The sequence below is a fragment of the Microbacterium azadirachtae genome, from assembly GCF_000956505.1.
Classification (GTDB): Bacteria; Actinomycetota; Actinomycetes; order Actinomycetales; family Microbacteriaceae; genus Microbacterium; species Microbacterium azadirachtae_A.
On the sequence record NZ_JYIX01000040.1, the window covers coordinates 117,515 to 130,123 of the forward strand.

The following is a 12,609-nucleotide window of genomic DNA, read 5'->3' on the forward strand; positions in this document are numbered from 1 at the left end:
GCCCCGCCCCTTTCCCCAGGGCACCGCCGCTGATCAACGACCTCAACGTCGCGCGATCACTTTCCGCCGCTGCCGTTGCACGCCACGCCAGGTGACGGCACGAACTCCTTCAGGCCGGCCTTCACGAATGACCCGTAGGACTGCACACCGTGATACCTGTCGACGCCGCCAGGGCTCTGATTCCCCCGCATCGCGATCGCGTCGTCATCGAACCCCGGAGGGTTGTTCTCCACCGAATCCATCCTGTCCAGCCCTGAGTAGGCGCATTCGGACGCGGCGTGGGAGGGTCCGGATGTCGGATCCCCGTTCCCGTTGGTCTCGCCTGCATATGCCGCGCTGGATCCCGCTGCAACGAGCCCCAGCGCGATCGCACAGCCGATCGCCAGTCGTTTCATCTGATGGTCCTCCTTCACGCAGATCTTCTTCGCCGAGGCGCGGAACTGCGCCGCGGTGCGCGAATTCTACGCGCGCACCACGTCCGCGCTGCACCGTGCTAGCACGCGGAGAGCGACGTCCGCCGCGCACACGGAGACGTCCCGTGGGATCCGACCGTGCCGTAGAGTCGCGACATGAGCGAGGTCGTCATCACCGTCCGCGGCGAGAACGAGGTGCGCATCGCACCCGAACGCGCCATCGTCACCCTGTCCGTCGCGCTGGACGGCCCCGATCGCGAAGCCGTCGTCGCCCGCACGCTGGCCCTCGCCGAGCCCGTGCGCGAAGGCATCGCCGCTCAGGAAAAGGCCGGCGCCGTCGAGACCTGGTCCAGCCGCCGCCTCTCCGTGCGCTCGGAACGGCCATGGAGCAATGACGGCACGCGGCTCGCCCTCGTCCATCACGCCTCGGTCGACTTCACCGCGACGTTCGTGGACTTCGCCGCGCTCTCCGCGTGGGTCGCCGAGGTATCGACCGGCGACGGCATCGCTGTGAACGGCACCGACTGGATCCTGACGCCCGAGACCCGAGCCCGCGTCGAGCAGGAGGTGGCGTCGGAGGCGGTGCGCACCGCGGTCACGCGCGCCGGCGCCTATGCGGCGGCCCTTGGACTCACGAAGGTCGAGCCGATCGAGATCGCCGATGCCGGGCTGATCACCGACCGCGGCGCGGCGGACATGGCCCCGAAGGCGATGCGGGCGTTCGCCGCTCCCCCGTCGGGCGCCGGGCTCGAGCTGCAGGGCGACGACATCACGGTGTCCGCGACCGTCGAGGCGCGATTCGTCGCCGCCTGAGCAGACAGGAACCGCGCCTCGACCACGTGCTGCGGGGTCAGGCCCTGCGGCGCCTCACGAAGGCCCGGGCGAGCGCACCGCCGAGCAGCAGCACCGCTCCGGCGCCGATGACCGGAAGCGGATCGGCGCCGGTCGCGGGCAGCGCTCCGCTGGCGGATCCCCCCGGAGTCGTCGTGGGCGCTGAGGTCGGCGTGACCGTCGGAGTCGGTGTGGGGGTCGGCGTGACGACCACGGGCGTCAGGACGAAGTCCTGCCCTTCGATCAGCTCGCCCTGCTCGGTGATCGTCACCGTGCGCGTGGCGGGAGTCGCACCGGTGAAGCCATCGGGCACTGCGACATCGATCGTGTAGACGCCGGGCGCGAGCTCGCCGAGCGCATACGAGCCGTCCGCGGCCGTGGTGACCACGAACGGGCCGCCGGGGCCGGTGATGGTCACGGTCGCGTCCGGGTGCGGCGCTCCGCCGTCATCCGTGACCGTGCCGGCGATGGATCCGAGACGGGCGAGCGCGAAGTCCACGTTCTCGATGTCATCGGCAGCGACCGTCTCCGCACGCGACGCGTCACCCGAGACGACGTAGCCCTGCGGGGCCTCCACGCGCACCGTGTAGTCGCCCGACGGAAGCCGGGGGAACGAGTAGCTGCCGTCGGTGGCGGTCACCGTCTGCTCGGTGCCGCCCGGCCCCTCCGCGGTGACGACCACGCCCCCGACGCCGACGCCGGCCGCGGTCACGGTCCCGGAGAGCGTCGGCTGTACCTGCAGCACGAAGTCCTTGCCGGTGATCGGCGTCTCGTCGTTGCCCGGCACCGTGAACGGCGTCGGCGCGGACACCACGGTGTAGCCATCGGGCGTGGTGATCGTGACGGCGTGAACGCCGACCGGCACGTCATCGAAGAGGTCCGACCCATCCGCGCCGGTGACCGTAGTGCGTCCGCCGTCGAGCGTGATGGTGGCCCCAGGGATCGGGGTGCCGTGCTGGTCCTTCACCGTCCCGGAGACGGGAACGGGGATGATGTCGCGCACCGCGAAGTCGGCCGTGCCGTCGGCGTCGGTCAGGTCGACCTGGCGCGATCGCAGGTCGCTGGTCTTGCCTGCAGGCGGCGTGATCTCGACCGTGTATCCGTCCGTGGCGACGGCGCCGCCGAAGGCGTACGTGCCGTCGGCCGCGGTCGTCGTGGTGCCGATGACCGTGCCGTCCGGCCCGGTCAGGCGCACTTCGACGCCGGACGCCGGCGTGCTCGCGGTCTGATCGAGAACGGTGCCCGAGACGGCGCGCGTGATCGCCGCGAACCAGGTCTGATACACCGGGAACCCGGCTCGGCGGGTGAAGGTGAACGTCAGCGACGAGATCGGCGCGTTCGGTTCGAACCAGGCGGCCGCGCCACTGGTGTCCGCCGCCGCCGCATTGCCGGTCAGGGTCAGCGTGGAGGCGTCCCAACTCGGCACGTCGGCCGCCTCCCCCGTGCACGAGGGCTTGCCCGCGAACCCCGGCGCGCAGTAGTTGAAGCCTCCGCGGAAGCCCAGTTCGGCGGCGGTGAGCACATGGCCGCCGGGGCCGACGGCCGAGATCGAGACCTTGTCCGCGTCGATGTCGCCGAGCACGAACGTCCACCCGGCGGTCGGGGTCGGATGCGCGAAGGTGTACGTCGTCTCGGAGGGCGACGAGGCGTTGTCGGCACGCGGGCGCAGGTTCAGGTACTGCTGGTCGCGGCTGCTGCCGTACTTCGCACCGACCGGCGTGGTCGCCGCGAGCCACACGCTGGCGCCGCTGATCACGCCGACGGATCCGCCACGCGAATCGCTCGTGTACGTCGCGTCCAGCTGCGGAGCCGCGGCCGTCATCGTGCCCGTGTAGGCGCCGGAGGATCCCTTCAGCTCGCCCCAGTCTGCCCAGGGCGTGCCCGTCGCGGCCGAGGCGGGCGCGACGAGGGCGAGGGCGGTGAGGGTCGCCAGAGCGGCGGCAGCGAACGCGACGGTACGTCTCATACCGATATGTTGGCAGATTTCTCCGCGCGACGCGGTGCGCGCAGCGTCACCGAAGGACGCACCGCGTCGGGAGGGCAGGCCCTCCGCCTGTGGATCTCAGACCGCGAAGGGCGCGAGTTCCGCGGCGAGACGCTCGTTGACGTGCGCGTGGATGCGGGTGCCCGCCTCTTCGTGCGCGACCTCGAGCAGCAGCCCGGTCTCATGCACGGCCGCGACGAGATCGCCCCGGTCGTACGGCACGACGGCGCTGATCTCGACCGCCGGCTTGGGCAGCACCTCATCGATCGCGGCCCGCAGCCCGGCGATGCCCTCACCGCTGCGCGACGACACGAAGTGCGCACCGGCAACGAGCCCGCGCAGCACCATCCGCTCGTCGTCGTCCAGGAGATCCGCCTTGTTGAACACGATGATCTCAGGGATGCTGCGCGCACCCACATCGCCCATCACGTCGCGCACGGTCTTGATCTGCCCGGCCGGATCCGGGTGCGATCCGTCGACGACGTGCACGATCACATCGGCGTCGGCGACCTCCTCGAGCGTCGAGCGGAACGCCTCGACGAGCTGGTGCGGCAGGTTGCGCACGAAACCGACCGTGTCGGTGAGGGTGTAGACCCGGCCATCGGCCGTCTCCGACCGGCGCACGGTGGCGTCCAGGGTCGCGAACAGCGCGTTCTCGACGAGGACACCCGCGCTGGTGAGCGCGTTGAGGAGGCTGGACTTGCCGGCGTTCGTATAGCCGGCGATCGCGACGGACGGGATCGTGTGGCGCTTGCGCTCGGCGCGCTTGGCCTCACGGGCGGGCTTGAAGTCGCGGATCTGCTTGCGCAGCATCGCCATGCGGGTACGGATGCGACGTCGATCGAGTTCGATCTTCGTCTCACCGGGTCCGCGCGAGCCCATGCCGGCGCCGCCCGCGCCGACCTGGCCACCGGCCTGGCGGCTCATCGACTCGCCCCAGCCGCGCAGACGCGGCAGGAGGTACTCGAGCTGGGCGAGTTCGACCTGCGCCCGGCCTTCGCGGCTCTTGGCGTGCTGGCTGAAGATGTCGAGGATCACCGTGGTGCGGTCGATGACCTTCACCTTGACGACGTCCTCCAGGGCACGACGCTGAGACGAGGCGAGCTCGGTGTCGGCGATCACCGTGTCTGCGCCGACAGCGGCGACGATGTCCTTGAGCTCCTGCGCCTTGCCGCGGCCCAGGTAGGTGGCCGGATCCGGATGCGGCCGGCGCTGCAGCAGGCCGTCGCGCACCACAGCCCCGGCGGTCTCGGCGAGGGCGGCGAGCTCGCGCAGCGAGTTCTCGGCATCCTCCTGCGCGCCCTGCGGGTACACGCCGACCAGCACCACGTTCTCCAGGCGGAGCTGGCGGTACTCGACCTCTGTGACGTCTTCGAGCTCGGTCGAGAGACCCGCGACGCGCCGAAGCGCGTGCCGTTCCTCCACCTCCCACTGTTCACCGTCCGTGGAGGTGTAGCCGGCGGTGGCCGTGTCCTGCAGCGCCTGCGCGGATCCGAACACGTGCGATTCCGCACGTCGCTCCGCTGCTGCCAGGACGCGCTCGACCGCGTCGCCGTGCTCGTCATGTGTCGTGGACTGCGTCATCCGCACCTTTCTCGTGCCCGCCGATTCGGTCGGGCGCCTTAACTTTAGCTGGGAGTGTCCGCTACGCTCGCTCCATGGGCTCGGACCACTACTTCACTGCGGCCCCCGCCAGCCCCGAGAACCTCCGCAGGATCAAGGTGACCCTCGCGGGCAAGGAGATCGAACTCACCACCGCGGCCGGAGTCTTCAGCCCCGATCATGTGGATGTCGGCACCTCCGTGCTCCTCGCGAACACCCCGCCCCCGCCGCCCGGCGGACACCTGCTCGATCTCGGGTGCGGCTGGGGTCCGATCTCGCTCTCGCTCGCTCTCGCCTCGCCGCACGCGACGGTATGGGCGGTGGATGTCAATGAGCGGGCGCTGGATCTGGTCCGCCGCAACGCCGCGGAACTCGGCCTCGACAATGTCAACGCCGTCACGCCCGACGATGTTCCCGCCGACGTGAGCTTCCGATCGATCCGTTCCAACCCGCCCATCCGCGTCGGCAAGAGCGAGCTGCACGATCTGCTGGAGCGCTGGATTCCACGGCTGGACGAACGTGCGGATGGCTGGTTCGTGGTGAGCCGCAACCTCGGGGCCGATTCGCTGCAGCGCTGGCTGGCGAGCACCTTCGACGACGGCTACAGCATCTATCGCGCCACGACGGGCCGGGGCTTCCGCGTACTGAAGGTCCGCCGTCACGGCACGCCGCGCACGGACACCATCACGCTGCCGTAGCCGCGTCGACCGCCGCACCCCGGAGTCGCCGCCGGGCGGTACCGGTGACGCGACCTGCGGTCAGGCGAGCTCGATCTCGCCCGAGAAGGCGAGCTGCGCAGGTCCCGACAGGAAGGCGTGCTCGCCGTCCGCACCGGGGGCCATCGTGACCCTGAGCGTACCGCCGGGGACCTCGACGAGCCACTCGTGAGGCGCCGCAGCGCCCGCCCAGTGCCGCACCGCGAGAGCCGTGGCCACCACGCCGGTCCCGCAGCTGAGGGTCTCCCCCACGCCGCGCTCGAACACGCGCATGCGCACCCGGCCGACGCCGTCGTGCACGAGGGGCTCCGCCGGCACGACGAACTCGACGTTCGCTCCGTGCTCCGGCATCGGGGCGAGCTCGGGTCCGTGCGTGAGCTCGAGGCCGTCCAGCTCCGCATCCGAGGCGATCGCGACCACGACGTGCGGGTTCCCGACGTCGATGCCGAGACCGGGGCGGGGAACGCTCAGACCCGTGGCGCGGGCGAGCGGATCGTGCCCGGACAGCCGCCAGGCGCCGATGTCGACGCGGTATCCCTCGTCGCTGCGGGTGACGTCGCGCACCCCGGCACGCGTGCCGATCGGCAGCGCGCCGCCCTCCTCGAGGTCGGCGAGCCCCGTGCGCAGCAGGTAGTGCGCGAAGACACGCACGCCGTTGCCGCACATCTCTGCCACCGAGCCGTCGGCGTTGCGGTAGTCCATGAACCACTCCGCGTCGGGGTTCTCCGCGAGCGCAGCGGTCCCCTCGGGAAGTGCCCGGGAGCGCACTACGCGCAGCAGGCCGTCCGCACCGATGCCGAAGTGGCGATCGCAGAGCGCGGCGACCTGATCGGCGTTGAGCTCCAATTCACCGTCGGGGTCGGCGATGATGACGAAATCGTTGCCGGTACCGTGCCCCTTGGTGAATGCGACCATGCGTCGATTCTAGGGGCGGTGCTTCTGCGGCGGCTGCGCGCAGCGTCCGCTGCGCCCCCAGGTCGTGCGCCTCCTCTGCCGGGAGCGGATCCGCTCCGAGCAGATCCGCTGGCGCCGCGATCGCCCGCCGCCGCACGCTGAGGACATGACCGATGACATGCCTCGCAACCTCTTCGACGCCGACACGCGCCGGATGCTGTTCGCGCGCCGGGTGCTCGTGCTCGACGGCGCCCTCGACGACGACAACGGCGTGCTGCTCATGACCCAGCTGCTCGCCCTGGCCGCCGAAGATCCAGATGCCGACATCACACTCTGGATCCACTCCCCCGGCGGATCCGTGCCCGCGATGCTCGCGATCCGCGACCTCATGCGCACCGTTCCGTGCGACGTCGCCACGGTCGCCTTCGGGCTCGCCTGCAGCGCCGGCCAGTTCCTGCTGTCTGCGGGGACGAAGGGCAAGCGGCGCGCCCTGCCGCACAGCCGGATCCTGCTGCACCAGGGCTCCGCGGGCATCGGCGGCACGGCCGTCGACGTCGAACTGCAGGCGGCGGATCTCCGGCACACCCGGGACACCGTGCTGGGCCTGATCTCCGACGACACCGGGCAGAGCATCGAGCGAGTCTTCGAGGATTCGCTGCACGACCGCTGGTACAGCGCCGACCAAGCGCTCGCCTACGGGTTCATCGACGAGATCACCACGGATTTCGCGGCGGTCCTGCCGCGACCCAGCCGCCGAAGCATCGGCCTGACCGCAGAAGGAGCCTGACATGGCCTCGTTCCTCGTCCCCAACGTGATCGCGACCTCCCCCCGAGGCGATCGCGTGCTCGACGTCTACTCCCACCTGCTCGCCGAGCGGGTGATCTATCTCGGCACTCCGCTGGACGCCGACGTCGCCAACGTGCTCGTGGCGCAGCTCCTGCATCTCGACGCCACGGGCAGCGACCGGGACATCCAGCTCTACATCAACTGCGAGGGCGGGGATCCCAGCGCCATGCTCGCGGTCTACGACACCATGCGCTTCATCCGCTCCGACGTCGCCACATTCTGCATCGGTCAGGCGGTGTCCGTCGGCGCGGTGCTGCTGGCCGCGGGGGCGGCGGGAAAGCGCGCCGCCCTGCCGCACGCCAGGGTGATCCTGCACCAGCCCGCCGCGCAGGGCCGCGGAACGATCCCCGACCTCATCCTCCAGGCCGACGAGGTCGTCCGCGTGCGCGACAGCCTGGAGCAGATCCTCGTCGCCCACACCGGACAGGACGCCGAGCGGCTGCGCCGCGACACGGACAGGGATCTCGTGCTCACCGCAGAGGGCGCGCGGGAGTACGGGGTCGTGGACCAGGTCGTGATGCAGGCGCCCCCGCTGCCGGGGCCTCCGTCCGTGGAGGCCGGCCGGGCTCAGGCAGCCAGTGCGTAGGCGGCGCGCGCCGGCTGCGCGGGCTGCCGGATCGGCGCCACCTGGCCCATCGTGATGCGCTCGGCGACACCGAGGGTGAGATCCAGCAGCGTGAGATCGAGCGCGCCGGATACCGCGGCGAGCATCTCGCTGGACGCCTCCTTGCGCCCGCGCTCCATCTCCGACAGATACTGCGGGGAGACGCCGGCGCGCTGCGCGGTCTCGGCGAGCGTCTCGCCGCGATCCGTGCGGGCGTCGCGCAGCAGCTCGCCCACGACGTTGCGCCAGAGGCGCTCCGGTTCGGTGCGCGGGTTCTTCCGGGGCTCGTGCGAGGGGGCGTGCTCGACGCGGAGAGGCTCAGGGGTCGCGGTCATGGCGCCATGCTAGGCACGCTGCTTCCGCGGGCGCGACCGGATCCGCTCAGAGCAGAACGCCGCTCGAATCGGGTGCTGACCCGGATGCGCACACGATCATCGAGGAGTGGAATCGGGCGGAGGGGCGGTGCGCCCCGCAGGAAGGGATCAGATCATGGCGCTCTACATGGATGTCCACCGGCTCGACGGCCCCGTCACCCTGGACGACGTCGCGGCGGCGCACGCGGCCGACCTTGCGACGCAGGATCAGCACGGCGTGCACTATCTGCGCTACTGGGTCGATGAGGAGGGAGGGAAGATCTTCTGCCTCGTCGACGCGCCGGACGCGGAGGCCGCCAACACCGTGCACCGCGAGGCGCACGGACTCGTCGCGGACGAGATCCATCTCGTCCAGGAGGGTCGCTGACGCTCAGGCCGCCCGGACGCGGCCCAGGGCGACCGAGCGATCAGACGTCGTGGATGAGCCGCTTGCCGGTATTGCCGACCTCGAAGCGCTCGTAGCCGAGCTCGTCGTAGAAGCCGAGCACCTGCTCGTTCCCCACCCGCACCATGAGCTGGACCTTGGGGCAGCCCATCGCGCGCAGGAGCCGTTCGGCCTCCGCGACGAGCGCCCGGCCGATGCCGGCGCCGCGCCGATCCGAGGCGCTGGCGAGGTAGTACAGCCAGCCGCGATGCCCGTCGTAGCCCGCCATCACGGAGCCGACGATCAGAGCGGCGGCATGGTCGTGGCAAGGATCCGGCGTGCGCTCCTCCGCCACCAGGAAGAGCTCGGGCTGCACCGCGAGCTTGCGCTCGATGTCGGCGCGCGGATCGTTCCACGGCCGGGTCAGACCCGCGTCCTCCCAGAGGGCGACGACAGCGTCCGTGTCTGCGCGCTCGAAGGCCCTGATCGCGATTCCGGTGGTCATGCGCTCTCCTCCACGATCATCTCTGCGTCGATCGGCGCCAGCGCGTCGATCCATTCCGCCTCGGCGTACCGGCGGAACCAGGACACCTGGCGGCGCGCGTAGCGACGGGTCAGCGCCTGCGTCTGCGCGATCGCCTCGTCCCGGGTGAGCGCGCCCGTCAGCTGGGACAGCGCCTGTGCGTAACCGATCGCACGCCGGGCGGTCGTGCCCCGTTCGAGACCCTCGCCGCGCAGTCGTTCGACCTCTGCGAGCATCCCCTGCTCCCACATGCGCTCCACCCGACGGTCCAGCCGCTCGACCAGCGCCGAGCGTTCGACGCCCAGCGCCAGCACGCGCGTGCGCGGGTGCCACGGCACCGGCTGCTCGGGCAGCGCGGCGCCGTGCGTGCGCTCGCCCAGTGCCAGGACCTCGAGCGCCCGTACGATGCGGCGGCCGTTCTTCTGGTCGATCCGTGCGGCGATCTCCGGGTCCTGCTGCTGCAGACGCGCGAGCAGGGGCCCCGGACCGTCGTGCTCCAGCTCGGCTTCGAGGCGCGCACGCAGCGCGTCATCCCGGGGCGGGAAGCGGAAGTCGTAGAGCACGCTGGAGACGTAGAGACCGGATCCGCCGACGAGGATCGCGTCCGCGCCGCCGTCATGGATCTGTTCGATCGCGGCGCGGGCGTGCGGCTGGTACCAGGCCACCGCCGCGTCCTCGGCGATGTCGAGCACGTCGAAGAGGTGATGAGGAATCCCCCGCCGCTCGGAGGCGGCGAGCTTGGCGGTGCCGATGTCCATGCCGCGGTAGAGCTGCATGGCGTCCGCGTTCACGACCTCCGCGCGACGACCGCGTGCAGCCAGCGCCTGTGCGAGGTCGAGCGACAGGTCGCTCTTGCCCGTGCCGGTCGCGCCCACGATCGCCCACAGACGCGGGGCGGTGACGTCGGGCCCTTCGACGGATCCGGAGACCGGCACTGCGCCTGGCGCGCTCACACTCCGACGCGGAGCGTCGGCAGTCCCAGCGACACCGCGCGCGGCGTCCCGTCAGACGCGGGAGCCGCCGGCACCGCGCAGGACTCGGACTGCGCCCGGTCCCAGGCGTCGCCGCCGCGCGTGCGACGGATCCGCAGCGGCGCGCCGTCGATGGCGTCCGCAAGCAGGTGGAACGGCGCCCCGTGGGTGATCGTCACGGTCACCACGTCGCCCGGCCGCGGTCGGTCGGAGCCCTCGGGCAGCTCGAAGTGCACGAGGCGGTTGTCCTGGGCGCGGCCGGTGAGCCGGTGCGTCTCGGCGTCCTTCTTGCCCTCCCCGACGGAGACCAGGACCTCGACCTCGCGGCCGACCTGCTTCTGGTTCTCCTCGAGCGAGATGCGCTCCTGCAGCGCGATGAGGCGCTCGTAGCGCGCCTGCACGATCTCCTTGGGGACCTGCTCCTCCATGGTCGCGGCGGGCGTGCCCTCGCGGATCGAGTACTGGAACGTGAAGGCGCTCGCGAAGCGGGCCTGCTCCACGACGCGCATCGTGTCCTCGAAGTCCTCCTCGGTCTCCCCCGGGAAGCCGACGATGATGTCGGTGGAGATCGCGGCGTTCGGGATCTTCGCGCGCACGCGGTCGAGGATGCCCAGGAACTTCTCGCTGCGGTAGGAGCGGCGCATCGCGCGCAGGATCCTGTCGCTGCCGGACTGCAGCGGCATGTGCAGCTGCGGCATGACGTTGGGCGTCTCCGCCATGGCGTCGATCACGTCATCGGTGAAGGCCGCGGGGTGCGGACTCGTGAAGCGGATCCGCTCCAGACCCTCGACCTCGCCGGCGGCGCGCAGCAGCTTGCCGAACGCCTGGCGGTCGCCGAACTCGACGCCGTAGGAGTTCACGTTCTGGCCGAGCAGCGTGACCTCGATCGCGCCGTCGTCGACGAGCAGCCGGATCTCGTTCAGGATGTCGCCGGGGCGGCGGTCCTTCTCCTTGCCGCGGAGGCTGGGCACGATGCAGAACGTGCAGGTGTTGTTGCAGCCCACCGAGATCGACACCCAGCCGCTGTGCGCCGAATCGCGACGGGTCGGCAGCGTGGATGGGAAGACCTCGAGCGCCTCCAGGATCTCGAGCTCGGCCTCGCCGTTGTGGCGGGCGCGCTCGAGCAGACCGGGCAGGGACCCCATGTTGTGAGTGCCGAAGACCACGTCGACCCAGGGCGCCTTGTCGAGGACGGCCTGCTTGTCCATCTGCGCCAGGCAGCCGCCGACGGCGATCTGCATCCCGGCATGCTTGTCCTTGCGGCTCTTCAGATGCCCCAGCGTGCCGTACAGCTTGCCGGCGGCGTTGTCGCGTACCGCGCACGTGTTGATGATGACGATGTCCGCCTCGTCGTCTGCGGCGGCACGGACGTAGCCGGCGCTCTCCAGCGAGCCCGACAGACGCTCGGAGTCGTGCACGTTCATCTGGCATCCGAAGGTGCGCACCTCGTACGTGCGCTGCTGCCCGGCCTCATCGAGCGCCGCGGCGGAGGGCGCGATGAGCGTGGGCTCTGAGAGGGGAATGGTCATAGTGCCTGCCATTCTACTTTCGCCTGGCGGGAAAGGTCCCCGCTCGCTCTCGCGCAGCAGTTCTCGATGATGCGGACGCTTACCCGATGATGCGAAAGTCACCCTCCGGGTTCAACTCTCCTCGAACCGCACCCGCCCGACGCCCGAACCGCGCTGCGTCTCGCGCCACGCGGTGCGTGCGGCGGTCAGCGCCACGCCGCCCCCGTATCCGCGGCGGGACAGCTGTCCGACGAGACGCCGGATCGCGGTGTCCTCGTCGTAGCGACGCAGACCCGCCACCTTGGACCGTGCATAGTCGAGCGCCCGCTCGGCGTCGTCATCGTCCAGGACGGACAGCGCCTCGTCCGCGATCTGGCGCGGAATGCCGCGCTGGCTGAGCGTGCGGGCGATCGCCACACGCCCCTGTCCCTTGCGCTCGGACCCCGAGGTCACCAGGAGTTCGGCCAGGGAGACGTCGTCGAGATACCCGCGCTGCTCGAACTGCTCGACGACGAGGTCGCGGTCCTCGGAGGAGAGGCCGTTCTCACGCAGCACGTCTCGCGCTTCCGCGCTGGACAGTTGCTTGGAGCGGAGCTTCCGGACCAGCAGCTCGCTCGCGTCGGCGATCGGATCGTCCGGCACGGCCGCGTCGTCCCCGCCGTGACGGCCGACGGCGCGCAGCCCGCGACGGGCGGGCGCGGGTGCCGCCGGAGCGGAGGCATTGCCCTCGGGCGCCAGCGCCGCGGCGGCGGGGTGTCGGGAACTCGGCCCACGGCGCTCGGCCTCAGACTCCGCAGCCCAGGTCGAGCGCCACTCGTCCCCTGCGGACGACGCGGCGGACGCCGGGTTCGACGGGCGCGTGCGCCCGCCGTCGGCGGGCGCACCGCGCCCTCCGAACAGCGGGATCACGGGGGCGAGGCGGTCGTCCTCGGACGATGCCCCGCCCCTTTCGTCACTCACGGCTCACTCCGGTCGCTG

14 protein-coding genes are annotated in these 12,609 nt (G+C 71.1%); 5 read left to right on the forward strand and 9 right to left on the reverse strand.

Translation table 11 applies throughout. From position 1 onward, the window contains the following. Positions 1-56: 56 nt before the first annotated feature. The gene (locus RS86_RS21035) at positions 57-233 is read right to left on the reverse strand and encodes a hypothetical protein (RefSeq protein ID WP_235281832.1); all 177 of its coding nucleotides are present in this window, start codon (positions 231-233) and stop codon (positions 57-59) included. 336 nt (positions 234-569) lie between these two features. Between RS86_RS21035 and RS86_RS18550 the strand changes: the two genes are divergently transcribed. Then, the gene (locus tag RS86_RS18550; RefSeq protein ID WP_045273761.1) at positions 570-1,226 is read left to right on the forward strand and encodes an SIMPL domain-containing protein; all 657 of its coding nucleotides are present in this window, start codon (positions 570-572) and stop codon (positions 1,224-1,226) included. 37 nt (positions 1,227-1,263) lie between these two features. Here the strand turns inward: RS86_RS18550 and RS86_RS18555 are convergent, their stop codons facing one another. Both RS86_RS18555 and hflX read right to left on the reverse strand, forming a co-directional pair. After that, complete coding sequence (locus tag RS86_RS18555) at positions 1,264-3,210, reverse strand: MSCRAMM family protein (RefSeq protein WP_045273762.1); 1,947 nt, start codon at positions 3,208-3,210, stop codon at positions 1,264-1,266. A 96-nt stretch (positions 3,211-3,306) separates the two neighbouring features. After that, positions 3,307-4,812 (reverse strand): GTPase HflX, encoded by a 1,506-nt coding sequence (hflX, locus tag RS86_RS18560; protein WP_045273763.1) that lies wholly within the window; start codon positions 4,810-4,812, stop codon positions 3,307-3,309. Positions 4,813-4,886: 74 nt separating this feature from the next. Between hflX and RS86_RS18565 the strand changes: the two genes are divergently transcribed. Continuing rightward, positions 4,887-5,528: a class I SAM-dependent methyltransferase gene (locus tag RS86_RS18565; protein ID WP_045273764.1), complete on the forward strand. Its 642-nt coding sequence runs from the start codon at positions 4,887-4,889 to the stop codon at positions 5,526-5,528. Between the two features lie 60 nt (positions 5,529-5,588). Here the strand turns inward: RS86_RS18565 and dapF are convergent, their stop codons facing one another. Continuing rightward, positions 5,589-6,461 (reverse strand): diaminopimelate epimerase, encoded by an 873-nt coding sequence (dapF, locus tag RS86_RS18570; RefSeq protein WP_045273765.1) that lies wholly within the window; start codon positions 6,459-6,461, stop codon positions 5,589-5,591. 145 nt (positions 6,462-6,606) lie between these two features. On the opposite strand from dapF, the gene RS86_RS18575 reads away from it, so the two are divergent. Further along, a complete protein-coding gene (locus tag RS86_RS18575) occupies positions 6,607-7,227 on the forward strand; it encodes a ClpP family protease (RefSeq protein WP_045273972.1) in 621 nt (206 codons plus the stop codon). A gap of 1 nt (position 7,228) precedes the next feature. Beyond that, positions 7,229-7,873 (forward strand): ClpP family protease, encoded by a 645-nt coding sequence (locus RS86_RS18580; protein ID WP_045273766.1) that lies wholly within the window; start codon positions 7,229-7,231, stop codon positions 7,871-7,873. On the opposite strand, the gene RS86_RS18585 is transcribed toward RS86_RS18580, so the two are convergent. Continuing rightward, positions 7,855-8,226, reverse strand: a complete 372-nt coding sequence (locus RS86_RS18585) for a helix-turn-helix domain-containing protein (RefSeq protein WP_045273767.1) — start codon at positions 8,224-8,226, stop codon at positions 7,855-7,857. The two genes, RS86_RS18580 and RS86_RS18585, sit on opposite strands and share 19 nt — an antisense overlap. Positions 8,227-8,380: 154 nt before the next feature. Between RS86_RS18585 and RS86_RS18590 the strand changes: the two genes are divergently transcribed. Further along, a complete protein-coding gene (locus tag RS86_RS18590; protein WP_045273768.1) occupies positions 8,381-8,632 on the forward strand; it encodes a DUF4242 domain-containing protein in 252 nt (83 codons plus the stop codon). Positions 8,633-8,672: 40 nt separating this feature from the next. Here RS86_RS18590 and RS86_RS18595 read toward each other — a convergent pair whose 3' ends face one another. The 4 genes from RS86_RS18595 to RS86_RS18610 all read right to left on the reverse strand — a co-directional run bounded on the left by RS86_RS18595 (position 8,673) and on the right by RS86_RS18610 (position 12,591). Next, on the reverse strand, positions 8,673-9,134 hold the full coding sequence (locus RS86_RS18595; protein ID WP_082076898.1) for a GNAT family acetyltransferase: 462 nt from the start codon (positions 9,132-9,134) through the stop codon (positions 8,673-8,675). Then, positions 9,131-10,105 (reverse strand): tRNA (adenosine(37)-N6)-dimethylallyltransferase MiaA, encoded by a 975-nt coding sequence (gene miaA, locus RS86_RS18600; RefSeq protein ID WP_419177714.1) that lies wholly within the window; start codon positions 10,103-10,105, stop codon positions 9,131-9,133. The genes RS86_RS18595 and miaA overlap by 4 nt, the downstream gene beginning before the upstream one ends. After that, entirely contained in the window at positions 10,102-11,652 is a 1,551-nt protein-coding gene (gene miaB, locus RS86_RS18605; RefSeq protein ID WP_045273770.1) for a tRNA (N6-isopentenyl adenosine(37)-C2)-methylthiotransferase MiaB, read from the reverse strand. The genes miaA and miaB overlap by 4 nt, the downstream gene beginning before the upstream one ends. Before the next feature lie 111 nt (positions 11,653-11,763). Then, a complete protein-coding gene (locus tag RS86_RS18610) occupies positions 11,764-12,591 on the reverse strand; it encodes a regulatory protein RecX (RefSeq protein ID WP_045273771.1) in 828 nt (275 codons plus the stop codon). Positions 12,592-12,609: the final 18 nt, after the last annotated feature.

What these genes read in the sequence shown, in the direction of transcription:
- miaB (WP_045273770.1), bottom strand. Translation starts at nt 11,652, where the DNA reads ATGACCATTCCCCTCTCAGAGCCCACGCTCATCGCGCCCTCCGCCGCG.
- RS86_RS18580 (WP_045273766.1), top strand. Translation starts at nt 7,229, where the DNA reads ATGGCCTCGTTCCTCGTCCCCAACGTGATCGCGACCTCCCCCCGAGGC.
- hflX (WP_045273763.1), bottom strand. Translation starts at nt 4,812, where the DNA reads ATGACGCAGTCCACGACACATGACGAGCACGGCGACGCGGTCGAGCGC.
- RS86_RS18575 (WP_045273972.1), top strand. Translation starts at nt 6,607, where the DNA reads ATGACCGATGACATGCCTCGCAACCTCTTCGACGCCGACACGCGCCGG.
- RS86_RS18595 (WP_082076898.1), bottom strand. Translation starts at nt 9,134, where the DNA reads ATGACCACCGGAATCGCGATCAGGGCCTTCGAGCGCGCAGACACGGAC.
- dapF (WP_045273765.1), bottom strand. Translation starts at nt 6,461, where the DNA reads ATGGTCGCATTCACCAAGGGGCACGGTACCGGCAACGATTTCGTCATC.
- RS86_RS18565 (WP_045273764.1), top strand. Translation starts at nt 4,887, where the DNA reads ATGGGCTCGGACCACTACTTCACTGCGGCCCCCGCCAGCCCCGAGAAC.
- RS86_RS18550 (WP_045273761.1), top strand. Translation starts at nt 570, where the DNA reads ATGAGCGAGGTCGTCATCACCGTCCGCGGCGAGAACGAGGTGCGCATC.
- RS86_RS18585 (WP_045273767.1), bottom strand. Translation starts at nt 8,226, where the DNA reads ATGACCGCGACCCCTGAGCCTCTCCGCGTCGAGCACGCCCCCTCGCAC.
- RS86_RS18590 (WP_045273768.1), top strand. Translation starts at nt 8,381, where the DNA reads ATGGCGCTCTACATGGATGTCCACCGGCTCGACGGCCCCGTCACCCTG.
- RS86_RS18555 (WP_045273762.1), bottom strand. Translation starts at nt 3,210, where the DNA reads ATGAGACGTACCGTCGCGTTCGCTGCCGCCGCTCTGGCGACCCTCACC.